The 25,777-nt window shown below is 59.3% G+C and carries 18 protein-coding genes and 2 pseudogenes; 9 read left to right on the top strand and 11 right to left on the bottom strand.

Annotation, left to right across the window (positions count from 1 at the left end; translation table 11 throughout):
• Positions 1-578 precede the first annotated feature (578 nt).
• Entirely contained in the window at positions 579-1,922 is a 1,344-nt protein-coding gene (locus EHO51_RS18510) for an IS1380 family transposase (protein WP_124740338.1), read from the top strand.
• A gap of 245 nt (positions 1,923-2,167) precedes the next feature.
• Here EHO51_RS18510 and EHO51_RS21005 read toward each other — a convergent pair.
• The 7 genes and pseudogenes from EHO51_RS21005 to EHO51_RS18475 all read right to left on the bottom strand — a co-directional run.
• Positions 2,168-2,254, bottom strand: a pseudogene (locus EHO51_RS21005) (2-oxo acid dehydrogenase subunit E2); the annotation flags it as partial.
• Positions 2,255-2,293: 39 nt separating this feature from the next.
• Positions 2,294-2,926 carry a ubiquinol-cytochrome c reductase iron-sulfur subunit gene (petA, locus tag EHO51_RS18500; protein ID WP_124740337.1) on the bottom strand — a complete coding sequence of 211 codons (633 nt, stop codon included), beginning with the start codon at positions 2,924-2,926 and terminating at the stop codon, positions 2,294-2,296.
• A gap of 511 nt (positions 2,927-3,437) precedes the next feature.
• Positions 3,438-4,262, bottom strand: a complete 825-nt coding sequence (locus EHO51_RS18495; RefSeq protein ID WP_124740336.1) for an ISL3 family transposase — start codon at positions 4,260-4,262, stop codon at positions 3,438-3,440.
• A 310-nt stretch (positions 4,263-4,572) separates the two neighbouring features.
• Complete coding sequence (locus EHO51_RS18490) at positions 4,573-6,033, bottom strand: ISKra4 family transposase (RefSeq protein WP_245435047.1); 1,461 nt, start codon at positions 6,031-6,033, stop codon at positions 4,573-4,575.
• 140 nt (positions 6,034-6,173) lie between these two features.
• A complete protein-coding gene (locus EHO51_RS18485) occupies positions 6,174-6,740 on the bottom strand; it encodes a hypothetical protein (protein ID WP_124740335.1) in 567 nt (188 codons plus the stop codon).
• Between the two features lie 283 nt (positions 6,741-7,023).
• Entirely contained in the window at positions 7,024-7,362 is a 339-nt protein-coding gene (gene smbP, locus EHO51_RS18480) for a small metal-binding protein SmbP (RefSeq protein WP_124740334.1), read from the bottom strand.
• Between the two features lie 707 nt (positions 7,363-8,069).
• Positions 8,070-8,474, bottom strand: a complete 405-nt coding sequence (locus EHO51_RS18475; RefSeq protein ID WP_124740333.1) for a hypothetical protein — start codon at positions 8,472-8,474, stop codon at positions 8,070-8,072.
• Between the two features lie 187 nt (positions 8,475-8,661).
• Here EHO51_RS18475 and EHO51_RS18470 point away from each other — a divergent pair, with 187 nt between their 5' ends.
• Positions 8,662-9,774, top strand: a complete 1,113-nt coding sequence (locus tag EHO51_RS18470) for a hypothetical protein (RefSeq protein WP_124740332.1) — start codon at positions 8,662-8,664, stop codon at positions 9,772-9,774.
• A gap of 280 nt (positions 9,775-10,054) precedes the next feature.
• Here the strand turns inward: EHO51_RS18470 and EHO51_RS18465 are convergent, their stop codons facing one another.
• Complete coding sequence (locus EHO51_RS18465) at positions 10,055-13,810, bottom strand: HAD-IC family P-type ATPase (RefSeq protein WP_124740331.1); 3,756 nt, start codon at positions 13,808-13,810, stop codon at positions 10,055-10,057.
• Between the two features lie 350 nt (positions 13,811-14,160).
• Between EHO51_RS18465 and EHO51_RS18460 the strand changes: the two are divergent.
• Positions 14,161-14,661: pseudogene (locus tag EHO51_RS18460) on the top strand (IS5 family transposase); the annotation flags it as partial.
• Positions 14,662-14,801: 140 nt separating this feature from the next.
• Here the strand turns inward: EHO51_RS18460 and EHO51_RS18455 are convergent.
• Complete coding sequence (locus EHO51_RS18455; RefSeq protein WP_124740475.1) at positions 14,802-15,851, bottom strand: ADP-ribosylglycohydrolase family protein; 1,050 nt, start codon at positions 15,849-15,851, stop codon at positions 14,802-14,804.
• 469 nt (positions 15,852-16,320) lie between these two features.
• Here EHO51_RS18455 and EHO51_RS18450 point away from each other — a divergent pair, with 469 nt between their 5' ends.
• The 6 genes from EHO51_RS18450 (at position 16,321) to modC (ending at position 20,807) form a co-directional block, all read left to right on the top strand.
• The gene (locus EHO51_RS18450; RefSeq protein WP_124740330.1) at positions 16,321-16,683 is read left to right on the top strand and encodes a winged helix-turn-helix domain-containing protein; all 363 of its coding nucleotides are present in this window, start codon (positions 16,321-16,323) and stop codon (positions 16,681-16,683) included.
• 61 nt (positions 16,684-16,744) lie between these two features.
• A complete protein-coding gene (locus EHO51_RS18445) occupies positions 16,745-17,569 on the top strand; it encodes a sulfite exporter TauE/SafE family protein (RefSeq protein WP_124740329.1) in 825 nt (274 codons plus the stop codon).
• Complete coding sequence (gene modA, locus EHO51_RS18440; RefSeq protein ID WP_124740328.1) at positions 17,562-18,239, top strand: molybdate ABC transporter substrate-binding protein; 678 nt, start codon at positions 17,562-17,564, stop codon at positions 18,237-18,239. The genes EHO51_RS18445 and modA (EHO51_RS18440) overlap by 8 nt, the downstream gene beginning before the upstream one ends.
• Positions 18,240-18,252: 13 nt before the next feature.
• Positions 18,253-19,032, top strand: coding sequence for a molybdate ABC transporter substrate-binding protein (gene modA, locus EHO51_RS18435; protein ID WP_124740327.1), 780 nt, complete (start codon positions 18,253-18,255; stop codon positions 19,030-19,032).
• 7 nt (positions 19,033-19,039) lie between these two features.
• Positions 19,040-19,714: a molybdate ABC transporter permease subunit gene (gene modB, locus EHO51_RS18430; RefSeq protein ID WP_124740326.1), complete on the top strand. Its 675-nt coding sequence runs from the start codon at positions 19,040-19,042 to the stop codon at positions 19,712-19,714.
• A complete protein-coding gene (gene modC / locus EHO51_RS18425; protein WP_124740325.1) occupies positions 19,707-20,807 on the top strand; it encodes a molybdenum ABC transporter ATP-binding protein in 1,101 nt (366 codons plus the stop codon). The genes modB and modC overlap by 8 nt, the downstream gene beginning before the upstream one ends.
• A gap of 623 nt (positions 20,808-21,430) precedes the next feature.
• On the opposite strand, the gene EHO51_RS18420 is transcribed toward modC, so the two are convergent.
• On the bottom strand, positions 21,431-24,493 hold the full coding sequence (locus EHO51_RS18420) for an efflux RND transporter permease subunit (RefSeq protein WP_124740324.1): 3,063 nt from the start codon (positions 24,491-24,493) through the stop codon (positions 21,431-21,433).
• A gap of 40 nt (positions 24,494-24,533) precedes the next feature.
• Positions 24,534-25,766 carry an efflux RND transporter periplasmic adaptor subunit gene (locus tag EHO51_RS18415; RefSeq protein ID WP_164479474.1) on the bottom strand — a complete coding sequence of 411 codons (1,233 nt, stop codon included), beginning with the start codon at positions 25,764-25,766 and terminating at the stop codon, positions 24,534-24,536.
• Between the last annotated feature and the right edge of the window lie 11 nt (positions 25,767-25,777).

Below are 25,777 nucleotides of genomic sequence, written 5' to 3'. Positions count from 1 at the left end.
TCGAAGTTCTTTATCGTGCTTTCGCCACGGTTTGAGAGCTTGGCAAGCTTGACGTGCGGCCAATCGAGAAGGCTGCGAGCAGCGCGGCTTTATGGAGTCACGGAGCAGTATGGCTTCGGCGTGCAATAGGCCGAATGACCGCTCCCACCGACTCCACCATCCGCGCTCTTCGTCCGCATCCAGCGGATCCGACTAGCGCGCTGGGGATGCGCGGGGGCGCGTGTTCGACGATCTCGCCGAATGGAGTCCTGCCGAGGATTTGCGGCGCAAGCAGTGACCCCTGAAGGACGCGGCGGGAAGCATCGGCCAAGCTTCGCTTCACGAGCCTGCCACGCTTGCTCTTTAGGGCGCCATCCATATTCTTGCCCGCGCTTGTCGTCGGCGCTTAACCTCCAGCGACAGGCACACTCTGTCCTTGCCCGCGGCTTCACGGCTGCGGGCTTTTTTCACCACTAGCCCATCTTATTCAGCGAGGGGGTAATTTTGGGCTGGCGGATGTGGCGTAAGGCGTTGATTTAGCGTATGGATTAGTTGCTTACGCTGATCCCTCACGCCATCGCATCACAGCCACACCCGCCATGATTGAAGATAGCCTTCTGCCGTTTTCGTTTCCAGCCGTTGGCCGCAAGAAGATCACCGCCGCATTCGACGGCGGACGCATTACCTCGGACGCCGGCGTGATGTTGCTGGGGCAAGCCGAGCGCCGGCTGGGACTGGCGGACAAACTCGCCGCCGTCATCGCCGATCCGCGCAATCCATTGCTGATCACCCATTCGCTGGACAGCATCTTTCGCGCGCGCATTCTCGCCATCGCCTGCGGCTATGAGGACGCGGACGACCTCGATCATCTGCGCAAGGATCCAGCGTTCAAGCTTGCCTGCGGGCGGTTGCCTGATACGGGACACGATCTGTGCTCACAGCCGACCATGTCGCGTTGGGAGAACGCGCCGACCTTGCGCGAAATCGTGAAGCTGAGCGGCGTCCTCATCGATCTTTATTGCGCCAGTTACGCCGCGCCGCCACAAGCCGTCACGCTCGATATCGACGATACTTGCGATGTCGCGCATGGTCATCAACAGCTGTCGCTGTTCAACGCGCATTATGATGAGCGTTGCTTTCTTCCGATCCATGTTTACGACACCGCGACCGGACGCCCCGTGGCGATCATTCTGCGGCCAGGCAAGACACCGTCCGGCGAGGAAGTGCGCGGCCATTTGCGCCGAATCGTCCGCCGCATCCGCGCACATTGGCCGACGACCAAGATGACCATCCGGGGCGACGGCCATTATGGCCGCCGCGAGGTGATGGATTGGTGCGAGGACAACGGCGTCGAATACGTCTTCGGGCTGTCGGGCAACAGGATTCTCGCCGTCGCCGTCGATGTCGAGGCCGACGATATCCGCACGCGTCGTGCGTTGAAACAGATGCTCGTCCTGCGCGGCTATGCGCAAACCAGCTACGGCGCCAAATCCTGGAGAGGCGAGCGTCGCGTCTGCGCCCGCATCGAAGCGACGGAACTGGGGCTGGATATCCGCTACGTCGTCACCAACATCACGACGGGCTCAGCCGAACATATCTACGACACGCTCTATTGCGCGCGCGGCCAGATGGAAAATCTAATCAAATTGCACAAGAGCCAGCTGGCGTCGGATCGCACATCCTGTCGGTCGCCGCTCGCCAATCAGATACGCCTCATTCTGCACACCGCCGCCTATTGGCTGATGCTCGAATTGCGTGACGCCATCCCCAAAACCCATCCCCTCGCCGTCGCTGAATTTGTAACCTTGCGCGAAAAACTTCTGAAGATAGGCGCGCGCATCGTCGAGACCGCAAGCCGCATCAAACTTGCGCTCGCCACCGCCTGCCCTCAGGCAGGGTTATTCCGACATCTGGCCGACGCCTTGCAGCCAGCGGGACCGTGAACGACGGGGCAGAGACAGTGTCCGCACGCCCCAGATCACCCATCCATCCAACTCCAGCGCGTTCGAGATGTGCAGATCGACCCAGCGGAAATAACGCAACGCGGAATTGCGTCCGCAATCATGTCGCGAAGAAAATCAGAAATGCGTGTCGGCAGGGCGAATAAGACGGGCTAGGGTAGTTGAGGTTTATCGGAGGCATGGCCTTTGGCGCGGGCTTTCACGCGGCGCCGCAATAACGAATCGTGGAGATCAGCTGTTTCGGTAAGGTAATAATGCGGAATTTCGCGCTTCGAACGGCTCATCGCCGCCGCGATCGCCTTGCGCATCTCCGAAAGATCGAGGCCTCTTTTCACCTGCGCTGGAGCATCGGCTCATATTTGGACGACGGACGTGATCTCGAATTTCTCGCCTGGAGGATTCTCACCAATCCTCAGGATTCTGTCGCTGATCATCCGATACGGTGGCGTGGGGAGATTATATGGCGCCGGCACGCCCTTATAGACGCGGCCGGCCAAATCGAATTTCGAGCCGTGGCAAGGGCAGAAAAACCCTCCGGGCCAGCCCGCGGTCGGCTCGACATTGCTCGGGGTCGGATAATAGAGCGGAATGCAGCCGAGATGCGTGCAGACGCCGACGAGAACAGCGTAGGTGGGATCGATCGAGCGATGCCAGTTCCGAGCGTAGCGCGGCTGTTGCAAGACTTCCGAGTCGGGATCGGCAAGCTCGGAGAGCAACGCGGGGTCCTTCAATTTCTCCAGCGCCGCATCCGGCCTCCTGAAGATCACCACCGGCAGGCCGCGCCAGCGCACGACCACTTTCCCGCCCGGCTCGAGCCCGCCAAGATCGACGTCGATCGGCGCGCCAGCGGCAACGCTGGAGGCGTCAGGGTTCAACGCATCGATCAAAGGCCAGATCGCGGCCGCCGTCGCCACGATGGCGCACGCGCCGGTCGCGACGTAAAGAACGTCCCGGCGGAGAGGGTCTGCTAAATCGAGAGTCGTCATCCGGCGCTCCGCTCAAAAAGTACGCTCGCGTCAGGGAAGAATGTTGCGCGTGGCCCAATGTTCAAGTGCAGGGTCCCGCAAATTCAGATTGTCTTCGAAATAGGGGCGACCCGCTCGGGAAAACGGCGAGGTGGCAGCTTTCCGCGTCCGCGCTATCTTGTCATTTCAGCTTCGTTCCGGCAGTCTCGTCCAATGCCTCAGTGGTTCGCGATCACACGGACTTTTGCGATGCTGATGAAATCTCGTTCGGGGGGCACTTCGATCAGTATGCTTTAAAGCAATATCAGTAAAATACTCCCGTGTGGTGGTCGTCATGGTCATACGAGCAGGCCTCAAGATCTGTCGGCAAGACACAAACCGAGGGCCTCTATGTTCAGGATGTCTGGTCATTGTTTCCAGATTGGAAACTCACCCTCGGGGGCACCAGGAGTTTTGGCGCGCCTTCGAGGGCGCCAACGAAAACAAGCTCGGCACAACCAAGAATTATGACGGACGGGCCGCTTCCGCCTTTTCACCGAAGGCCGCGCTCACCACGCAACGGTGCTTGACGATCTCCGGGGACAGCTGGAAGTTTGGGGCGCCCCGCAAAGCGACTGATCCGGGTCATGTGTCGCTCGTGCTTTCGCGCAAGTTCTGCAGGCAAATGAAAGCGGTCAGCGACTTGTCGAGCTTGCGGCGCTCCCTGCCGGACGCCTTGCGCGCAACGCCCGCAGCGGTCCCGGCTGACGACGACGATTTCAGCATGTTGCTTGAGCCATTCCGCTGTCTCTTTGGCGGAGCGGGTTTCCAGCACGTCGGCGACGATCCGACGCTCAAGGTCGACGATCGTTCCGTAATTGAAGCCTTTGCGCCAGCTCCAATCATCAATCGCAATGGCGCGCAGGGGAGCGCCATCGCGACGTTCGTATGAATGACGTTTGAGCTGCCGCAGAATCGCATTGTCGCTGACTGGCATCGCCAGGCGCGCCAGCAATTTCTCGCTTGTTCTGCCGCCAGCGGCGTGGCCGAATAATCGCACGAGATCGCTGACGCGCCGCGTTTTTCGCGCAAAGGGTGACGCCGTCGTCAGTCTTTCGACGAAAGTCTTTCGTGCGCATCGCTCGTTCAAGCATCGCCACCGCCCCGAACGCAGCTCAAGAACGACAGGGGCGCCCTGGATTGGAAGATCGTGCAGGCGCCGGACATGCCAACTATGACGCGATGCTGATGCTCCTCCGCACTCCGGACAAGACCGCGCCCCGGCTCCGTCCGCCCATACAAACCACCGGTTCTCTCGAAATACAACGCCGCGCACGACCACTCCGGGCCCAAAGGCGAAATTCGCTTTCTTCGTCATGCGCTATTGAGGCACAAAGTTCCTCTTTGACAATGCAAAGCACGTAAAGTGACGCAGACCCCTTCAATATGAGACTGACACGTTGTTGAATTTCAACGCCTTGAATGAGACCAAGGTACGCGAGGGCATTTCAATTGAGCCTGCGGCAGCGATTCTTGTCACTCCGAATGAGACTCATCGACCGGTCGATCGACCGCAGCACGGTCGATCAGAATCCGCGCTACATCAAAGCTTTCGCGCGGCTCGGAGCGCGCTTTCAATTGAGACTCGATCTCAAGAAAGTCTCAGGGACCGTAAAATTAACTGGGTTTCAAGCGGCGGCTTTCAGCAATGGCGGAGTGGGCTCGAACATCCACGCGAAGTGATACCGATGCGTTGGCTTTGGTGGTTGCCAAGCCAAACGCTTGCTCAAGTCGCCGTTGAGCATGGCCGCGCGAACTTGCAACATGCGATGCGCCCCTTTGAGCGACCATTGCATCTGCTGCTTTTTGACCATGCGTCGGGCGACAAGGGTATCGACGGCGGACTCAGCGAGCGACGAAGCGATCCGGCGCCCTGATCGATATCGAGCTCCGTAGTCGACAATCGCCGCCTTGTTCTGACGGATGTAGGTCAGGAGAGCTTGACCCAATTGCCCTATGCGCCCGGCGCTCTCGTCGCCTTGTTCGCGTAACATCGCCATGTCGGCGATCAATTTTTCAAGTTGCTGCATCGCTCGATCGACCTGTCCGTGCCACAGTTTCCATTTCAGGGCGCGAATCTCTTCGTCCAAAACGACCGTTTCATTGGTCCATTCGTCGCGACAGCACACGATATGATCGGCGATTTGCTGCATGGGCTGAATTTTCATCGCGATATGGAACCAGTCGATGATGTGCGCCGTCGGCTTCGGCAGAGCCTTTGGCAAACGTTTCATGATCTCGGCGCCGTCGGAAATTACGGTCACTTCGCCACGTCCAACGTAACCCTCGTGTTGGAGTGCTTGAAGCGCTCGTGATCTCAATTCATGCTTCGACGTGTCCGCTGTCGCAAAGTAGTGACCGGGCGGCGAGCCGCGCCGGCCACGGCCGCAACGCGCAACGGTGATCTCGAATGTCCGCGCCTTTTCTGACCGGCTGCAGCGCACATGCGCCGTGTCGATGCTCACGACAAATTCTCGCTCCGGATCGTTCGGGAGATCGAGCTCGGCTTGCTTGTGTTCGGACGATGACGGCGGTTCGAACCATTCGCGCTGGCGCGCTTTCTCATCAAGCCGTTCGCCCAGTTTCATCGTCCGGTGACGCAAGGTCATGAACGATTCCGTTGATGGGATCGGGAGAAACTCGGCCAGCACATCCGCTGCCTTTCGATATGGCATGAGGCTGCCCAAACGAGCCGACAATTCCATCAACTCCGGCGTCGCCTGATCGGGGCAGATGTCGCGCAAAACGGTAGAAGCGTCACAAAAATAGGGAACGCAGCGCCGACAATTCATAATCCGCGGGTTGCTGACTTCGACACGTCCATAGACCGTCCGGATCTTGCGCTTGCCGTAGTCTTTGATGCGCCGAAACGTCTGACAATCGGTGCAATACCGGCTCGTCAGGACGTAGGCCTCACATTGCTGCTTGACGATAAGCTGCTGCAATAACGTCATGATCGACTTGCCATCCGCGATCGTAAGCCCGAGCTCGCCCTTCGATAATCGGCCGACGTCCTTTTCGATCACCATCTCGGCGGTGTCGCGTCCGCTGAATTCGTCCAAGCCTTCAATCGTGATCTTCCAACGCATCGCCGTCCTCCGCAGGGTCGGCCATTTCTTGCGTCCGAAATCGTTAACGTTCGTCGCAACCCAGTTAATTTTACGGTCCCATCGAATATTCTCAAGCCAAGATGGCTCCTGACATCCGTCACGGTCGTTCATGGAACAGCTCACGTCTCTGCTTGGATCGGCCGAACAAGCATGAACGGATTGGCGTCGGGCGACCTGATGTGCCATTGGAACGCGCCGAAAAGGTTCAGGGTCGACAGTTTGCATTGCGCATTGTGGTTGAGAACGTTGACGCCCCTTTCCAGCGTCACGATGAGCCGGCCGTCGATTTGGGCGTCCGTCCCGTTGAGTTGACAAGGAGCGGTCGCGTCTGGCCGCGAACCGCCGATCACGATGGCGCCGTCAGGTTGCGGCCGAATGCTGAACACTTTCATCTCGCGAGAAGGGAAGAATGAGGATTGTCCTCTGGAGCCGGAGCGCTCCAGGACTACCGAGTAGCGGCCCCGGCCGAGGTAGTCAGCTTTTTGAAATCCTTCTTGGCGCAATTGCACGGCAGCTTCGGTGAGTTGCGCCTCCATGTGTGCGTCCACATTCCCTCGGCTCGCCTGTATCAGGGCAGGCACGAAGATGAGAATACCCTCATAGGAATAGCTATAACTTCCATCGGCGTGAATTTCGACCTTCGCATTGAATTGCTCCGGGGCGAGCGTTCGAAAGAAGTTGCGCATTTCACCCCCGTACTCAGTCACCTCTATTTAGGGCGATATCCACTGGGGGACGGTCGAACGTGTCCGAATTGTTCTGAGCTGAGCTACAGGTCGGCCAGAGCGCACCTCATGGGGGAGCGAGGTGACAATCCTCGTTTTGTCCGTCGCGCCGTGATCCACACATTGCCAAGCCGGGTGTTTCAGAGTGGATAAAAATAAAAAGACGGGCAGCGGATGCACTGCCCGTCCCATCGCATCAGTTCTTCGTGATGAATGGCAAATTCGGCGAGCCGAACGAGCGCCGCTACTTGGCCTGCTGCAAATGCTCCAGCGCCGCCTCGGCGTGTGTGGTGGCGACATCGGCATGGCCTTGTTTGCCATGATCGATGGCTTCCTTCAGATGCTTGATTCCTTCGGCAGTATGCGGATTTGCCTTTGCCTTCTCGCCGGCTTCGGCGTGAGTCAGCGCGGCTTCGGCGTGCGTGACGAGAACACTGGCGTGGCCCTGCTTGCCATGGTCGATCGCTTCCTTGGTGTGCTTGATGGCTTCCGCGATATGGTCTTCGGCGGCCAGTGAAATCTTGGGCGCCAGAAACAGAGCGAGGCCGAGGCCCAACATAGCGATCATAAATCTACGGGTCATGGCTAGATACTCCTAATGCGTTGTTGCTCCCTTTGCCGAACACCGCACTGCTGACCCTCAAGGAGGCGCGCCGGGAAGTCGATCGACACGGTAGAGCATGATCTGTTTTCCGGAGAATGGGAAGGGACGCCAAGCGAAAGCGCGCGACGATTAATGCCGCTTCTTATTGAAGATGCCGGCTATTTCGGGCTGGACGCATACGCGCATTCTACGACCACACGCCGGTCGGTGCGCCCTGTTGCACTTCTCTTCGCGGGCGGCCGCCGACAAGCGCTCAGTGATGCGGAAATACCGAACACCAATCGGAAACGTTCCGTCAAAGACGGCGTAACAGGACGCTACCGATACAACAGCGTATGCTTTGCCTCGGTCAATTCCGCTATTTGTCGCAGCGGTCTTGCCGATCGCCATGGCCCTCACGTTGTTCGCTAGGGAACTGACGCTGGCCGTAAGCGCGGCCGATCGAGATCGCTAGCGAAGCTCCTGCGAAACGCATCATTCAATTCGCGGGTGCGATCACGCGTAGCAGTGTCAATGCGCGGTATGGGGTGCTCCTTACGATCGACGCGTGGCAATCGCGCGCCGAAGCGTGAGGAGAAAACCTGTCTGTATCCCATTTTCGAAATGCGTTTGATCTAGGACGCGGCGTGCGGCGTCTCATTCCTGTCGCTCTCGACTGTGCGACTGACTTCAGTAGCGAACGGCAATCAACGAGCAGCTTTGCTCAAGCGACGCTTCCATTTTTCGCCGGCTTTGAGTTCGGTCTTCAAAACCCATTTCTTCTGGATCGCTCTGCGCGCGCGTTGTGATGAATCGAGCAGAATGTCCTGCTTGCATTCTAGCGTTCGTTGCGCGGCCGGAGCCGTGGTCACGGTCACTGCCTTCTGCGCCAATTTACCGGGTTCGATAGAAACAGATTTCGCGATTTTTAGAGACTGGCGCACACGGCGCGTCTTCTTCGGCGCGGCATTCGCTGGATGAATCGGGATGGCGGCTTCTTGCACGAGGCTCGGGAGCACTCGCCCCGGAAGGCCGGTTAATGGTGTCAACATTTTGGGAGGCTCACCCTCCCTGCCGCCGAAGATAGCGTCGGCTGCCTTCAACGCGGCCAAGTACGCGGCGTCATGTTCGATCTCGGGGGTAGCGAAAACGCTCCGATCGTCAAAAGACGGATTCGTATTAGCGCTTTGAGGCTCGCTGATGTTCCGTGAATTGGAAGTCCGAGATGAGAGCATGCAAAGTCGTGGGGTCTGCTGATTTTCGGATTAAGCTTCTGCTCTTTCGGCAGGAGACGTAGCGATGCAGAAGCTGGTGTGGCGGGTGAAACTCGTGGCCGATTTTGGCGACGGGGCGGCGACTGAAATCCAGATGGCCCAGATCGAAAGAGAAGATTGGGCTGTTCCCGAAACGCTCGGTCTGACATTGGCTGAGGGAAAACAACTTACTGCGGCTATCCAAGCCGAAATAGTCCGCGCGCAAGCGGAGGTGATGGGGGAACGCTTCCGATACTGCAGGCATTGCGGATCGTCTGTCTCCAGCAAGGGCTACAGACGCGTCACCTTTCGATCTCTGTTCGGCAACGTGCCGCTTCGAATTCGACGATTTGTCAGTTGTCAGTGTCGCGACATCTCCCAGAAACCTAAAAGCTTTTCGGTGCTGACGCTTGAGGGCGGTCTATCGCCCGAACTCGCATATGTGACCGCCAAGTTCGCCGCACTCGCGCCTTTTGCGAGGGTTGCCGATTTCCTCACCGAGTTGCTGCCGGTAGGCGGAGCGATCAATGCCGGCACGGTGCGCAATCGAACCCGCCGCATCGGAGAACATATCGCAAGGCTGCGTCCAGCTGGAACTCCCGATCCCGACATCGACGCAGTGACCCCAGCGGTCGTGATTGGGTTGGATGGCGGTTATCTGCGCAGTCGACATCGTCGTCCCGAACGCAATTTCGAAGTGATCGCCGGCAAGGTGCTCAATCTCGATGGATCGCAGCATCGATTCGCTTTTGTGCGCAACGGAAATTCGGCAAGTGAATTCGCTGACGCGATTGTGAGCGCCGGCATCCGTCTTGGCACACCGGCGACAGTGCTATCCGATGGCGACATTGGCCTGTGGAAATTGCAGCGTCAGGTTATGCCGGAAGCGACACTCGTGCTCGACTGGTTTCATATCGCCATGCGTTTTGAGCACACCTTGCAAGCGGCGCGCGGATTGGGAGCGGGTACAGACAAAGCCTACCTCCACAATTATCCTATCCGCGAACTTCAAAGCGCAAAGTGGAAGCTTTGGCACGGGCGTTCGAGTTCGTGTCTCGGGCGCTTGGCAAGTCTGGCCCATTGGTTGGACGCCGCTCACGTCCGTGACGCTCGTAGCGCGGATGCTGCTCGACGGCATATTCACGATGGACTTCCTTAAAGTCGGAATTCATGAAAAACGTGGGTTGGCGAATTAAGCCAGTTTCGGTGAGATGCGCATGAAGTTCAAAGGCTGCTCTTGCGCAAACGCTCTTTCTCGCTGAACTTTAAGCTCGGCGGAGCGCACCTTGTGTGAATGAGTCCATGACGAGGTCAGACGCGTGAAGCTGTGCGGAAAAGAAGATCAGTCAAAGCAACGTCGAGAAAAAACCGGCCCTATTGGAAAGATGATGCTGCGGCGTCGGCATGGCGACCATTCCGCTTTCAGCGCCGTAACGAGGTCATGATCGAGGTCGTTCGCTAGCCGCCCGCCGAACCAGTTCTTGTCCTCGCGGGGGCCTTTCTCCATAGCGCAGGGCGGCGTTTGGCGCGCGCAGCGTGGCCTCCCCTTCGATTATTTCGATGCGCGCCGACGCCTCCATCCCTGGCCGAAGAGCAAGGTCGGGATTGTCCGCCTCAATCACGACGTCGACCGTCGCATCGCCCTGCTCCGGCGCCGTCGGCCGTCGCACTTCGATCACCCTGCCAGGGAACGCCCGGTCGGGCACAGCCGCGCTGGTCAGCGTCGCCTCGGCGCCCGGCGCGAGGGCGAGGGCGCCGTCGCCGCTCGCCGTCGCGCGGAGACGAATGGTGCTTGCGTCGCCGACGACGAAGAGCGGCGCGCCGGCGGCGACGCGTTGGCCCGCCGCCGCCCGCCGCTCGATGATAAAGCCGTCGAGTGGCGCGGCGATCTCGGCGCCGGCGCGGGCGGTCTCGGCCTTTTCCAGCGCCGCGCGCCGCTCGGCGACGAAGCTTTCCGCGCGCTCGACCTGCGCTTTGGCGCGTTCTAGCGCGCGCTGCGCCATTTGAACCGCCTTGCGCGCCGCGGTGCGCCGCTGCGAGGCCCGCTCTCTCCGTTCGAACGCGGCCTGCGCCTCGTCGCGCGCGGCGATTCGCTGCATCCATTGTGTCTCGGCCGCCGCGAGAGCTTTCCTTTCGCGCGCGATCGCTTCCTCGAAGGGGCGCTGATCGAGGGTCGCGCATATCTCCCCTTTCGTCACCCTGTCGCCCGGCGCGCAGCGCAGCGACGCGATGACGCCGGCGGCAGACGCCAAGACCGACGCTTGCGAGATTGGGGCGATGACGCCTGTCGCGACGACGACGCGCGCAATCGCGCCGCGCGGGAGGCGCGCTTCGTCACGCACGAGATTTGCGCGCGTGTGAAAATAAATCGCGCCGCTCGCTCCGATGATCATCAGGCCCAATATCCCGGCTAGAACCGGCTGACGCCATGCGCCGGGGGCGACGACGGCGGCGACGCGCGGCGCCGGCGCGGCAGGGCCGAGGCCCGAAACCCAGGCCTGCGCCGCCGGCGAACGGAAGATCGCTTTCTCGATCTCGACAAGCAGAAACAACAAGGCGCTGGCGAAGGCGATATGCCCCCAAATCTCGGCGTCGAGCGGCGTCGTGTGAAACAGCGAATGCATGAAAGGCACATAGGTGAACATCGCCTGCAGCGCGACAACGATACCGATGGAGATCAGCACGGCGCTGCTGCCGAAGAAGCCCTTCAGTGACAGCGACGACTCGGACAGAAAGCGCGCGTTGAAAAGATAAGCCACCTCACAGGCAACCAGCGTATTGACCGCGACGGTCCGAGCGCTGTCGAGGCCCATGCCACGCGCTTTCTCCAATTCGTAGAGACCGAATGTGGCGCCAAGCATCAGAAAAGACACGAAGACGATCCGCCAGACGAAGTACCGCGACAGAATCGGCTCGCCCGACGGACGCGGCAGACGCGACATGATGCCGGGAGACGGCGGCTCGAAAGCGAGCGCCAAGCCAAGCGTCACAGCGGTGATGAGATTGACCCAGAGGATCTGCACCGGCGTTACCGGCAGCGCCTCGCCCATGGCAATGGCGGCCATAACCGTGAGACCCTCGCCGCCATTCGTCGGCAAAATATAGAGGATGGTCTTCTTCAGATTTTCATAGACGACGCGGCCTTCCTTCACCGCATGGACGATGGAGGCGAAATTATCGTCGGCGAGCACGATTTCAGCGGCCTCCTTGGCCGCCTCGGTGCCCTTGACGCCCATCGCGATGCCGATGTCGGCGCGCTTGAGCGCGGGAGCGTCGTTCACGCCGTCGCCAGTCATGGCGATAATTTCCCCGCGGCTTTGCAGCGACTGCACAAGGCGCAGCTTGTGCTCCGGGCTGGTGCGGGCGAAAACCGTCGTCCGCTGCGCCACGGCGCCGAGTTCCTCGTCAGCAATGGAATCGAGGTCGCGGCCGGTAAGCACGGCCTCCGGGTTCTTAAGGCCAAGCTCCCGGGCTATGGCTTCGGCGGTCGCGGCGTGATCGCCCGTAATCATCTTGACAGCCACGCCAGCGGCCGCGCATTCGCGAATGGCTTCGATCGCCTCCGGGCGCGGCGGATCGATCAGGCCGATGAGACCGATGAAGGTCAGGCCGCTTTCGACGTCGCCGAAGGCGAGCTGCTCCTGCCCCTTCGCGGCGGGTTTCGATGCGACCGCCAACACGCGCTGACCTTTCGCCGCCATTTCGTCGATGCATGCGAGCCAGCGATCGAGCGCGAGCTGGCGCTGCCCCTCCCCATCGCCGTGCTCCCAGAAACACATGTCGAGCAGCCGCTCCGGCGCGCCCTTCACGAATATGTGGCCGGCCCCTTCATGGTCGTGATGCAGCGTCGCCATGAAGCGATGCTGGGACTCGAAAGGGATTTCGTCCGTGCGCGGCAGCGTCAGGGCGAGATCGCGCAAACTGACGCCGCCCTTCACCGCGGCGGTCCGCAATGCGCCTTCGGTCGGATCGCCGTCAACGCTCCATACGCCATCCCGCTCATGCAGGACGGCGTCATTGCACAACGCCGCCGGCCGCAGCACGGCCATCAGATCGCAGTCGTCGCGGAGCACGACCTCCTCGCCGTTGCGTGTAAAGCCGCCATGCGGATCATAACCCGTGCCGGTCGCCTCATAGACGGCCTTGGCGGTGACGATCGAACGGACGGTCAATTCATTACGCGTGAGCGTGCCCGTCTTGTCCGAGCAGATCGTCATCACGGCGCCGAGCGTTTCAACAGCCGGAAGCTGCCGAATGATGGCGTTGCGGCGCGCCATCCGCTCCACGCCGATCGCGAGCGTGATGGTGATGATCGCTGGCAGGCCCTCGGGTATCGCAGAAACGGCGAGGCCAACCGCCGCCATGAACATTTCGCCGAGGTCGAAGCCCCAGACCAGCGAGCCGAAGGCCATGACGAGAACGCAGATCGCGAGAATTACAATGGTGAGCCAACGCGCGAATTCGTCCATTCGCTGCAGCAGGGGCGTCGTCAAGGTCTGAACTTCGGAGAGAAGCTCGCTGATGCGGCCGATCTCCGTCGCCGCTCCGGTGGCGACGACGACGCCGGTCCCCTGGCCATAAGTAACGACCGTGCTGGAATAGGCCATCGATGTGCGGTCCCCGAGCAGGGCGTCTGACGCCACTGCTTCCGTGGTCTTATCGACCGGCAGCGACTCGCCGGTGAGCGCCGCCTCCTGCACCTGCAACGATTTGACTCGGATAAGGCGGATGTCGGCGGGAACCTTGTCGCCCGACTGCACATAGACGATGTCACCCGGAACGAGGTCGTCTGCATCAATGACCACCCTTTTTCCGTCGCGAATGACAGTGGCGTGCAGCGACAGCATGTTGCGGACGGCCTCCATGGCCTCTTCCGCCTTTCCCTCCTGGATGAAGCCAATGACGGCATTGATGACGACCACCGCGATGATGACTGCGGAGTCCAGCCAATGCGCCATGAGCGCCGTCACGACGCCGGCGGCGAGCAGCACGTAAATGAGAACATTGTGAAACTGCAGCGCGAAGCGCAGCAGCGCGCTGCGCCGCTTGCGAGCCGCAAGGCGATTGGGGCCACGAACAGCCAGACGGCGTGCCGCCTCCGCTTCGCTCAGGCCCGCGCTCGTCGTTTCAAATTGCTGCAGAACCTTGTCGGAGGCGACCGCCCAGGTTCCTTTGTATTCTGGCGAGTTCTCCATACGGGCTTCTTCCTTCTTGGCCGCCGAACCGCTCGGGAAGGGATGACAGCCCACGGCGCGGCCCCGCGATTTTTCGCGCAGGACCGCGAGCGACTGTCAAGCCCCGGCATGTCAGGACATTATGGGGCGGCTTAGGCTTGTGGGGAGCAGCGCGACATCGCGTCGCGCCAGCGCCTATCGCAATGAAGTCAGAAAACGTCGTCGGCCGCGGGCAGGCGTCGGAAATTTTCTCTTCCGTCGGCTTCAGGCCGATCCACGAGCGTCGTTGGAGGGGGACGACGCGGCGCCCAGCGGAGAAAAAATGGGACCGATAAATTAACTGGGTTGCGATGAACCAAAAGATTTCAGCGATGTGGACCGATACCAGCCGCGCGCATCATGCGCGAGCAGGACTTGCTTTTGCCAAGCGATTTAACGGACGGCGAATGGGCGGTGCTGGAGCCGTTCTTCCCACCCCCTCGTTCGTGGGGCGTCCGCGCAAGTGGCCGATCCGGCCGATTGTCGAAGCGATGCTCTATCTGCTGCGCGGCGGATTGCAGCGGCGAACGCTGCCGCCTTGCCTTCCGCCGGTCTCGACGGTGCGGCGCCGGTTCTACCTGTGGCGGGACAACGGCCTGTGGCTCACGCTCAACCAATATCTGCGCATGGGATTGCGGGAAACACAGGGGCGCGAGGCTTCGCCCAGCTGCGGGGTGATCGACAGCCAGAGCGTCAAAACCACGAAAAGCGGCGGGCCTCGGGGCTATGACGCGGGCGAGAAGATCAAGGGGCGCAAGCGGCACATTCTCACCGAAACCAAGGGCAACCTCGTCCATGCCCTGATCCACACCGTCGACATTCAGGACCGCGACGCGCGCCGCTGCTGCTCACCGAATCTAAGCGACCTCCTTCCGCCTATCGGCCGCTCGCGTCCTTCGCGAGAGCGGGGGAGCGATACTGCTGCGCAGGCAGAAATAGTGAATAGACCCGCGCTGCGTGTGACCACTCGACCTCAGGATGAAGATTCGCCTGCCTGGGGCGCTGGTTGGCTCGGCGTTGTAGTTCTTTGGGCAATCTGACTCGCGTCGCGCGCGAGACTTTTGAGATCGAAAGCCTTCCACGTTCCTCGATCGTGGATGTGACGTACGAGTTGCGCTGGAATTGCTGCCGGCCCGAGTCGAGCTCCAGCGATCGCACCCGCCATGGCGGCTGTGGTATCAACATCGCCGCCCACAGCAATCGCCGTTAGGATCGTCTCCCAGTAGTCGTCTGGCGACCGCAGAAAGCTATAAAGCGCCCAGAGGACGCTTGAGGTAACAAATGGTGAGATGCCATCCCATTTTCGATACTCGCCAGCGCCGAGGCCCGCCGCGGCGATCTCGGTTGCAGCGCCATGGGGATGTAATCTGAGCCAAGTTGGAAGGCGCCTTAGGGCTTGAGTGAAGCCGTCATTCGTGGACGCTACCTCTTCGCTCAGCGCCTCGACGAAATTCGTTCTATCGAACTGTATGGTTTGGCCGGCAAGAGCAACCGCGGAGGCAATCGCGACCGAACCGGCAACGGCACGTGGATCGGTGTGGGTAATACGGCTTTGGTCGGCGGCGACCTGTTTCCGCCGTTCACCATCATAGTTGTATAGCACGCCGATGGGCCCTGCGCGCGAGGCGCCGCCATTACCAACAGCTGGAGCCGACGCGCCAGCCTCGTTCCAGGGGACGCCCTGTGCAAGACGCCACGCTGCGGCTTCCGTGATCCGGCCGCGTCCAACAATCCGCCCTTCGACAAAAATGGCGGCGATGCGTTTGCCGTAATCTGCAGGATCAAAACCCTGACGATTGACGTAGCTGATCACCAGTTCACGGGCGAGCTGTGTATCGTCTGTGTACTGGCCGAAGGCGAACGATTCGGCGCTCACGCTGCGGGCGCGCCCGCGACGCAGCACGTCGTCAACATAAGCGGCACAGATTGTTGGCGGCCGACCTTCGACTGGGAACCCCAACGCATCGCCGACGGCCTGCCCCAACAAGCAACCGAACAGCCGATCTTCCAGTGACAACCTCATGAAGCAGTTTAGCATATCAAGGCAGGATCCGCTGCTACGCAGCCTACCGAAGGTATCAGCCAATGGCTGATAATTCAGAGCCTGCGTGCCGGCCGCTTTTTTGCTTATGGTTCCTGGCTGGAACTGTGATCAGCTTCAAGTCAACCATGCTACATCGTATGAATGTTGTTCTTTTTGTCGTTGTCGTACTCTTCTGCAAGTCGGTTTCGAACTTGGCGCGACAGGGCGATCGGGCGCGCTAGGAAGCGCTTACTCCAGGAGATATCGGGAATTTTAAGGGTTTCGCTCGCCGCGCTCGCGATCCTCGTCGGCATGCTCACAGACGTCCCAGTCGCACATCAGTTGGTCGCCATCGCGAAGGTCACCCGAGAATGATATGACGCAAACAGAGCGCCCCGCGAAAAGACTGGGCGCCAAGAGCCAAGCGCATAACAAGAAGGACGATGCCGCAAGACACGTTCGCAGATTCATGTCCTCATACCACTCCCCACGACTTTCGCTCCGCATTTATCTCGCTCCCGATGTATTCCTCGGACCGGGGAAGGCCGATCTATTGCAGGGAATCGTTGAGACCGGCTCGATCGCCGCCGCTGGGCGGCGCATGAACATGAGCTACAAGCGCGCGTGGTATCTCGTCGACACATTGAACGGTTATTTCGATGAGCCGCTCGTTGTTTCAAGCAAGGGCGGCCGCGCCGGCGGGGGCGCGTCGCTGACGGATACCGGTCGCGCGGTGCTGGAATGCTATCGCCGCGTCCAGGAAAAGACGGAGGCTGCAATCAAGTCGGAGCTTAAGAGTTTAGCGCGCATGGGCGCGAACGCCCAAAAATAAGGCTTGGCCCCAGGATTGCTTCAGTCGATATAGTCATAGAGCTATAACGATAGGAGCCGCCATGCCCGCCCCGGCTATTCACTCCAAGGCGCTTGAACAAAGCGTGAAGGGTAATGCGAGCGCGGCGTTTGGCGGTGGGGCGATCATTGGGGCGCTTGGCGGCCTGATCGGTCTTGGCGGCGCGGAATTCCGGCTCCCGCTGCTCATCGGCGCGTTCGGATTTCCTGGCCTCGAAGCGGTCATTGTTAACAAGGCGATGAGCCTGATTGTCGTGGCCTTCGCCCTGCCGTTTCGCGCAAGCGCCGTGCCGCTTGCGGCGATAGCCGCCAGTTGGCCCGTCATCGTCAACCTTCTGGCCGGGAGCCTTCTCGGAGCATGGTTCGGCGCGGGATGGGCGACGCGACTGAGTGCCGAGACGCTTTACCGGATCATCGCGGTTCTGCTGGTCTTGATCGCCATCGCCCTGATGTTCGGTCACGACGCGGCGCGTTCAAGCGCCGTATTGACCGGCCTTCCGCTAGCAGCTGCTGGCGTCGCAGCGGGCTTCGCCATCGGAATCGTCGCCTCCCTTCTTGGAGTGGCCGGCGGCGAACTCCTTATTCCCACCCTGGTGCTGCTCTTTGGCGCGGACATCAAGCTCGCGGGAAGTCTCTCGCTGGCGGTGAGTCTCCCGACGATGATCGTCGGCTTCACCCGATACAGTCGCGACAGCAGTTTCAAGGTTCTCGGTCGAAGCCGCCGCTTTGTCCTGACCATGGCGGCGGGATCGATCGTCGGGAGCTTCATCGGCGGGCAGATGCTCAACGTCGTTCCGAGCGCGGTTCTGCTGCCGCTGCTTGCGGTCATTCTGTTGATTTCAGCGGCGAAGGTCTGGCGACATGAGTAAAGCAGCGGAATCGTGTTGGCGCGTCTCGAAGTCTCGCGCCGATGAGATTCAGGTGGCGGTTGCGGCAAATTTTACGGCGCCGATGCGTAAGATCGCCGACGATTTCGAGAAAGAAACCGGCCACAGGCCGCTCCTTGCCTTCGGCACGGTCGGCAAGTTTTACGCGCAGATTAAGAGCGGAGCGCCCTTCGAGGCGCTGGTGTCTTCGGACAAGGAGACGCCCGACAAGCTGGTTCGCGACGGGCTTGCGGTCGAGGCTGCCCGTTACACTTACGCCGTCGGCAAGCTCGTTCTCTGGAGCGCTGCGCCCGGCTTGGTTGATTCGAAAGGCGCGATTCTGACGAGCGGCGCATTCCAGCATCTCGCATTGGCCAATCCAAAGCTCACCGTCTATGGCGCCGCGGGACAAGAGGTCTTGAAGAAACTTGGCGTCTGGGACGCTGTTCAGCCGAAGATCGTTCTGGCAGAGAACATCACGCAATCGTACCAGTTCGTCGCTTCTGGCAATGCGGAAATTGGCTTCGTCGCCTGGTCCCAGGTCGTCGGCCAAGATGGAAAGATCGAAAAGGGCTCGGCCTGGGCGCCACCGGCCGATCTTTACCCGCCGATCAAGCAGGACGTGATCCTCCTCGCGCCCGGCGCCGACTGGCTTATGGCTATGAACTCGTAAACGGGAGCGTGCGATGAAATTCGTCAAGATTCTAAGCGCCGGCATTCTCGCTTGCTTGCTGGCGTTGGGACCGGCCCGCGCCGGCGAAAAGCTCACGATCGCGGCGGCGGCCGACCTCAAATTCGCGATGGACGAAATCGCGGCGTCGTTCCGCAAAGCGCATCCCGGCGAAGAGGTAGATGTGATTTACGGATCGTCAGGCAAGTTTCATACGCAAATCCAGCAAGGCGCGCCCTTCGACATTTTTTTCTCGGCGGACAAGGGCTTTGCAGAAGGCTTAAAAGCCGAAGGGCTCGCTGTCACCGAACCAAAACTTTATGCGGTTGGCCGCATCGTGTTGTGGAGTTCGACGCGTGACGCCAGCAAAATGAACCTGAAGGATTTAGACGATCCCAAACTGAACAAAATCGCCGTCGCCAATCCGGCCCACGCGCCCTATGGCAAGCGGGCGGAAGAAGCGCTGGGGGCCGTCGGCCTTTGGGACAAATTGAAGGACAAGCTCGTTTTCGGCGAAAACATCGCCCAGACCGCGCAGTTCGTTCAAACCGGCGCCGCAGATATTGGCGTCATTGCGCTCTCGCTCGCGAAAAGCCCGGCACTTGCGAGCAAAGGCGGTTATGCGCTGATCCCCGACAAGCTGCACGCGCTGCTCGAACAAGCATTCGTCATCACCAAGCACGGCGCGGAAAACGCTCTGGCCAAAGCCTTCGCCAGATATATGAGCGCCAAGGAATCTCGCCAGATCATGATCCGCTATGGCTTCGTCCTGCCGAGCGAAACGGCCCTGAAATAGAAGCCATATGCTTGACGCCGAAGATTTCGCCGCGATCTGGCAGACGTTAAAGCTTGCAACGATCGTGACGGCGCTGCTGCTCCTCATCGGCACGCCGATCGCGTGGTGGCTGGCGCGCACGAAGTCTTGGCTCAAGGGGCCTGTGGGCGCCGTCGTGGCGTTGCCGCTCGTGCTCCCGCCGACCGTGATCGGCTTTTACATGCTGCTCGCGATGGGGCCTTACGGCCCGCTCGGCAAGCTTACAAACTTGCTCGGTCTTGAAGCGCTCCCGTTCACCTTCCAGGGAATCGTTATCGCATCGGTTTGCTATTCGATGCCCTTCGTCGTTCAGCCGATCCAGAACGCTTTCGAAGCTATTGGCGAACGTCCTTTGGAGGCCGCCGCGACGCTACGGGCAAGTCCGCTCGACGCGTTTTTCACGGTCGCCTTGCCGCTCGCGAAACCGGGCTTCGTCACGGCGGCGATCTTGGGATTTGCGCACACCATTGGCGAATTCGGCGTCGTTCTCATGATCGGCGGCAATATTCCCGGCAAGACGCGCCTCGTTTCGGTGCAAATCTACGACCATGTCGAAGCGATGGAATATGCGCGCGCTCATTGGCTCGCGGGCGGCATGTTGATCTTCAGTTTTTTCGTGCTGCTCGCCCTCTACACGCGCCGCAAGGAAAAGGGCGATGTCTGAAGTCCCCGCACAAGCGTCGATACAAGCCAAATTCCGCCTCGACTACCCTCAATTCACGCTCGATTTTGGCGCCGATATTCCCGGCCGAGGGGTGACGGCGCTGTTCGGGCCGTCAGGCTCGGGCAAGACAACCGCCTTGCGCTGCGTCGCCGGCCTCATTCGCGCGCCCGGCGGAAGGCTCGTGATCGGCGATGAAATTTGGCAGGATGAAACGCGCGGCTTTTTTCTTCCCACGCATCGCCGGCCGCTCGGCATGGTTTTTCAGGACGCCGCCCTTTTTCCTCATCTCACGGTTCTCGGCAATTTGAACTACGGCATGAAGCGCTCGGGCACGACAAAGGCGTCGGCCAGCTTTGACGCTATTCTCGCTCTGCTGGGCATCGAAGGCCTGCTTGACCGAATGCCAGGGAAACTGTCCGGTGGCGAGCGCCAGCGAGTCGCCGTCGCGCGGGCTTTGCTGATGCGCCCGAGGCTAGTGCTGATGGATGAACCTCTAGCCGCGCTCGACCTCAAGCGCAAGCTCGAAATCCTGCCCTATCTCGAACGGTTGCGCGATGAATTGGATATTCCAATTCTATATGTGAGCCATTCGCCCGACGAGGTCGCCCGACTCGCGGACCATCTCATTCTGATGGATACGGGCCGGATCGTCGCCAGCGGCCCGCTTTCGCAGACTTTGGGAAGGGTCGATCTTCCCTCGGCCTTCGCCGACGACGCTGGCGTCGTGTTGAGCGTGATCGTCGCCCAACATGAAGTAGATGAACTGACCCGTTTGGAGTTCGACGGCGGCGCGATTCTTGTCTCCCGTCGCCTGGAATCTGTTGGTCGCCGGCTACGGTGCCGCATCCACGCCCGTGACGTGAGCCTCGCCATCGAACCTCGCGCCGACACGAGCATTCTGAACATTCTGCCAGCGATGGTCGTCGCTTTCGCGCAGACGGGCACGCCGGGGCATGTGCTTGTCCAGCTTTCCTTGCGCGACGGCGCTCCGCTGCTCGCGCGAATAACCGAGCGCTCGCGTCGTCAACTGGGCGTCACGGTCGGATCGGCCGTTTGGGCGCAGGTGAAGGCGGTCGCCCTCCTCGGGGAGTGAACGCGAGAGGTCGCCCAGGCGTTCATTCTTCGTGCGTTTCTGACTCGCTTTGCTCCGCCAAAATCCGCCGCCCGGCGAAAGCTGTTTCAAGCAGAGTGGCGTCATTCTTTCAGTGGCCATGGAGGTAAATCACGTAGGAGGCGAGGAAGTAGCCGATCGACAGCGACAGGTGTCAATTTCGGTTTCAATGTGAGACCGGCACCTTGTGATTATCCAAGGAGTTGTCGTCGCTCACTGTCATTGCAGTTTCGGCTTCATTTGAGACCGGAGTTCAAAATTTTCGGTTTCAATTGAGATTCCTCGACTGGGCGATCGACCAACCTCCATCGCAGCAGGTGTGTGACTGATGATCAACAAATTCAACGCGGCAGCACATCTGATGGTCAATGAGGTCTCGCGAGCAATTCGGTTTCATCTGACACTCGAGTCTCGATTCAGACCGAATAAAAATGCGGAATGGCTCGCAGTCTCACATTGAAACCGAAATCGACACTTGTCCTCCTGGGTTTCTATCTGCTTTGGCGCGCGTGAGCCGGCTAAGGCAATCCATGCGCGACAAAAAATGCGTGGTGTGTGCCGACGACGTCGCCGAACTTCATGGTGTGTTGCCTAAATGAATAATTTTACGTGGACTTCTCTGTTAGTTTCCACATCAAACAGAAAACAACGGGAGTCGCAATAAGTGAAAGCATCACGGAAAAACACAATGCGCCGATGACCGCGAGCGCCAACGGTTTGAGCATATCAGCGCCCGAGCCGACGCCATAGGCCATCGGCAGCATACCAAGCGCTGCGGCGAGAGACGTCATCAGCACAGGTCGCAGTCTGCGGCAGCCGGAAAGCACCAATGACTCTTCGATGCTTAGGCGATCCGAACGAACACTGTCGACCAGATCAAGCATGAGAATTCCGTTCTTTGCAACGATGCCGACGCCAATTATTGCGCCGAGAAACGAAACCACATTGAGCGTCGTGTTTGTCAGCCAAAGCAAAAAAACCGTCCCGAACAATGCGAGCACGGCCCCAAATACGATAGCGATCGGTTCGCGGAACGAACCAAACTCTATCAGCAACACAGTGAAAACCAGCAAAACTGCTACGATTAGGACAAGGAGCAGATTCCGAAACGATTCCTGCTGCTGTTGATATAACCCGCCAAATTCGATCATCCCCGGAGCGAGCGACTTATCTGCGCTGAGCCGTTCACGTATTTCAACGATAGCGCTGCCGAGATCTCGGCCCTCCAAGCGCGCCGTCACCGCAACGTTTTGACGTAAATCCTCGCGACGCAGTTCGAGCTGGCTGGGTATCTCGATTACGTCGGCGACCTGAGACAATTTTATCAGCGAGCCATCGGGCGCACGAAGCGGCAGCTCATGAAGAGTCGCGACGTCTCCGATACTTCCGTTATCAACGCGGACGCGGATTCTGACCACCCGGTCGCCTTCGAGCACGCTCGACGCTTGTTGGCCAAGCATAGCAGTATTCACAGCGGCTGCCACATCGGCAGGCGTTAAACCAAATCGTTGCGCAGCAATCGAGCGGACCCGGAGACTCAATGTGGGACCGGCATAAACCAACCCGTCGAAGACGTCGACAACACCCTTCAGTTGTTTGATCTCCGCGGCGATATCACTAGCTTTGCGTTTTAGAAGCTCAGCGTCGGTCGAGAATATTTTTACTTCGATAGGTTTCGGTGACCATGTGAGGTCGCCAATAAGGTCGCTGAGAATCCCAGCGAAATCCCATTCCACTCCAGGCACGGCCGCACGGAACTTTCTGCGCAGTTCGGCGATGATCTCATCCGTGCTTCGTTTACGAGACGTTTTCAGCTTGACCAGGAAATCGCCTTTGTTCGACTCAGTAAGCGCAAGCGCGAGTCTCGCGCCGGTGCGTCGGGAATAGCTCTCGACCTCAGGCGTAAGACGAAGGATCTCCTCAGCCTGTAGGAGTTGGCGATTGGTTTCCGTCAAGCTTGTTCCGTACGGCGTATGATAATCGATGACAAATCCACCTTCATCCATCGGCGGGAGAAAATCATTTTCGAGGCTCCTATAAAAAACGATCCCAAAAAGAATTAGGAGAAAGCAGCCAGTTAAAGCCGACCATTTGTGCTGGAGAGCGAAGCGCAAAGCAGTTTCATAGATGCGGACAATGTGTGCAAAGAGAAATCCAGTGTCCTCATGGCTTCTCTCACGTCCCTGATCTCGGACCAACCAACTCGCCAGAGAAGGCGTAAGCAAGATCGCGAGCGCCAGCGAGGTGAGCAACGAGACAACCATCGTCAAAGCCAGAGCCCGAAAAAACACGCCAGTGATCCCATCGAGAAACACCAGTGGAATGAACACGACGACGGGAGTAAGGGTAGACGCCACGAGGGGGCGGAAGATTTCGGCGATGGCGAGACATATAGCCTCGATCCGAGGAACGCCAGTTGCGCATTTGGCGTAGATAGCTTCCACTACGACAATCGCGTCGTCGATGACCAGACCAATGGCCGCGGCAATGCCTCCGAGCGTCATCAAGTTGAAACTTAAACCCGCAACGCGCATTGCGGCCAGGGTAATGAGCACTGTGACCGGAATAACGACGATCGCCGTGAGCGTCGTCCCCCAGTTCTTGAGAAAGAGATAGATGATCACAATCGAAAGTATCAGACCGAAAAATATCGCTTCCCAAACGCTTCTCACAGACGCTCGAACCAGTAGTGATTGATCATAGAAGAACGAAAGCTTTGCGCCCGGCGGCAGTTCCCGTTGCAGCGCGCGGATTTCGTTGGCGATCCCATCCGCGATGTCGAGCGTGCTCCCGTTGGACTGACTTCGGATGTTGAGTAGGACGGCGTTTACGCCCTCGGCGGTAACGACGTTAAAAACAGGCTCGGGGGCGCGTTCGACACGCGCGAAATCCTTCACTCGAAATGGACGCCCGTTCGATACCGCTACTGTCACATTTTCAATTTCATCGATATCATGCACACGTCCATCGACGACCGTGAGGTACAGCGTGTGGTCCTCTTCATGCAGTCCGGTCGGCGCAATAAGATTGGTTTTGACGAGCGCATCGGTAATTTGCGAGAGACTGAGCCGTGCGGCGCTCAATCGCAACGGGTCGACGACAACGTGATATTCAGGGGCCCGGCCGCCGACCAAATCGACCCGCGCGACGCCCGGAACCGTCAGAAATCGTGGCTTGATGTCATAACGCGCGATTTCCCAAAGTCTGGTGATATCGTGTGTCGAACTGGTCAGGCTTACGCCGATAATAGGAAAAGCAGCGAAGGTTAGACGCCAGACCGCGGTTGTGGCGGTCGCCGGAAGGGTGCTTCTCACCTGCGCAAGGCGGCTATTAACCTGAAGCTCGGCCTGGAGCATGTCCACTTGCCAATTAAAGAAGACATTGACCTCGGCGGAGCCGCGACCGGTCGCGGAACGAACTGATACCGTCCCTGGAACGTCTTTCATTGCCTCCTCAATGGGACGAGTAATCGTCGCCATCATTTCCTGCGCCGGCATGACCCCATTATCGATTAGAACGACGCAGCGCGGAAAATTGGTTTGCGGGAAAACGGAGGACGGCATCTGCAACGCAGAATAGATCCCCGCGAGACACAGAGCCACGGTGATGAACGTGATCGCGGTTGCGTTGCGTATCGCGAACTGTCCGAGGGATGACTTAGCGCTCATCGTTCGCTCAAAAATTCGGTAGGTCGCATGGGTTACGGCTTTATTGTTTTGTTGTCTTTATTTTCGTTCCATCGGGCAACCCATAGGCCCCGATGGCCACGATCGAATCGCCCACCTTTAGTCCTTTAGCTTTGACTTCGATAAAACCGCCATCCCGTAGACCGGTGTCGACAGGCGTTTGGATCGCTCTATGATCTTTGACCAGGTAAATAGCTGGTTGGCCCGCCACCTTCACTACGCTTTCACGAGGAACAGCTAAGCAGCCAATCCGCTCTTCCGTTATGATGCGGGCTCTCACGAATTCGCCGGGTCGCAATCCTGAATCCTCCGGGAGCAATATTCGAACGGGCGCCGCGCCGGTCCTCTGATCCACCGAGGGACTAACGAAGGACACGTGACCCGTCGTTATGGGCTTCGAGCTGCTATCGGTGTAAATTTCTGCGGTCTGGCCTTTTTTTATTTGTGCAGCCTCATCACTTGGGACGGCGACTGTCGCCACAAGTCGCTTTAGGTCGACGATCTCCGCAACTACGGTATTCAAATCAACTGTCTGGCCTGGCAGTGCGTTTACACGCGCGACAAGCCCGTCCAAAGGCGAGGCTAACTGCACTTGCGCAATCGCCGCTTGAGCAGATGCAAGGTCCGCGCGAGCCGTCGCAAGACGCTGCGCCGCGTCTTGCTTGGCCTGCATCGTCGTGCCCCCGATATTGATCAGCTTTTCTTGGCGCTCAGCCGCTTGCTGAGCAAAAACGAGCGCATGTCGTGCTTTATCTATTGCCGCCTGGGCGATCCGGTTATCGAGTTCTACAACGACGTCTCCCGCTTTGACGCTCTGACCTTCCTTGGCATGTATTCCAACCACGATTCCCGCAATTGGGGCCGCAAGTTTCGCGCCGCCGCCTGGATGACCCGCTTTCGCGGGTTCCGGCTCCACGGCGCCGTATGCCTCGACGCGGGCTCGTAGGTCCTTTTTCGTTATGGCCCCAACCTGGACGGATACTCCTCCGGCGCCCTCGTCGCTCTCTTGAACCGCATCACTGCAGCCAGCAAGCGCGAGAATGGCGATGCAGAAAATTGCGGACAATTGTCGAGTCGTAGTCAGCCGGCGATGCCCAGTCACAGCATTTCTACTCGGCGGATATTTGTTGACGGTTCTGATGAAAGGTCGATGAACTTCGAGTGAGCGCGGAATTTTCCATTGATCAAGGCATTTCTCTCGTCGAATTTCCGTCAAGCGCTGTGCAGCGCAAGGCGTGCGCAGATCTAACAGCAACGCTGTTTGCG

The sequence above is a fragment of the Methylocystis rosea genome, from assembly GCF_003855495.1.
Taxonomy (GTDB): domain Bacteria; phylum Pseudomonadota; class Alphaproteobacteria; order Rhizobiales; family Beijerinckiaceae; genus Methylocystis; species Methylocystis rosea_A.
This window is presented reverse-complemented; position numbering and strand designations above follow the sequence as displayed.

What these genes read in the sequence shown, in the direction of transcription:
- EHO51_RS18510 (WP_124740338.1), top strand. Translation starts at nt 579, where the DNA reads ATGATTGAAGATAGCCTTCTGCCGTTTTCGTTTCCAGCCGTTGGCCGC.
- petA (WP_124740337.1), bottom strand. Translation starts at nt 2,926, where the DNA reads ATGACGACTCTCGATTTAGCAGACCCTCTCCGCCGGGACGTTCTTTAC.
- EHO51_RS18495 (WP_124740336.1), bottom strand. Translation starts at nt 4,262, where the DNA reads ATGACGAAGAAAGCGAATTTCGCCTTTGGGCCCGGAGTGGTCGTGCGC.
- EHO51_RS18490 (WP_245435047.1), bottom strand. Translation starts at nt 6,033, where the DNA reads ATGCGTTGGAAGATCACGATTGAAGGCTTGGACGAATTCAGCGGACGC.
- EHO51_RS18485 (WP_124740335.1), bottom strand. Translation starts at nt 6,740, where the DNA reads ATGCGCAACTTCTTTCGAACGCTCGCCCCGGAGCAATTCAATGCGAAG.
- smbP (WP_124740334.1), bottom strand. Translation starts at nt 7,362, where the DNA reads ATGACCCGTAGATTTATGATCGCTATGTTGGGCCTCGGCCTCGCTCTG.
- EHO51_RS18470 (WP_124740332.1), top strand. Translation starts at nt 8,662, where the DNA reads ATGCAGAAGCTGGTGTGGCGGGTGAAACTCGTGGCCGATTTTGGCGAC.
- EHO51_RS18465 (WP_124740331.1), bottom strand. Translation starts at nt 13,810, where the DNA reads ATGGAGAACTCGCCAGAATACAAAGGAACCTGGGCGGTCGCCTCCGAC.
- EHO51_RS18455 (WP_124740475.1), bottom strand. Translation starts at nt 15,851, where the DNA reads ATGAGGTTGTCACTGGAAGATCGGCTGTTCGGTTGCTTGTTGGGGCAG.
- EHO51_RS18450 (WP_124740330.1), top strand. Translation starts at nt 16,321, where the DNA reads ATGTCCTCATACCACTCCCCACGACTTTCGCTCCGCATTTATCTCGCT.
- EHO51_RS18445 (WP_124740329.1), top strand. Translation starts at nt 16,745, where the DNA reads ATGCCCGCCCCGGCTATTCACTCCAAGGCGCTTGAACAAAGCGTGAAG.
- modA (WP_124740328.1), top strand. Translation starts at nt 17,562, where the DNA reads ATGAGTAAAGCAGCGGAATCGTGTTGGCGCGTCTCGAAGTCTCGCGCC.
- modA (WP_124740327.1), top strand. Translation starts at nt 18,253, where the DNA reads ATGAAATTCGTCAAGATTCTAAGCGCCGGCATTCTCGCTTGCTTGCTG.
- modB (WP_124740326.1), top strand. Translation starts at nt 19,040, where the DNA reads ATGCTTGACGCCGAAGATTTCGCCGCGATCTGGCAGACGTTAAAGCTT.
- modC (WP_124740325.1), top strand. Translation starts at nt 19,707, where the DNA reads ATGTCTGAAGTCCCCGCACAAGCGTCGATACAAGCCAAATTCCGCCTC.
- EHO51_RS18420 (WP_124740324.1), bottom strand. Translation starts at nt 24,493, where the DNA reads ATGAGCGCTAAGTCATCCCTCGGACAGTTCGCGATACGCAACGCAACC.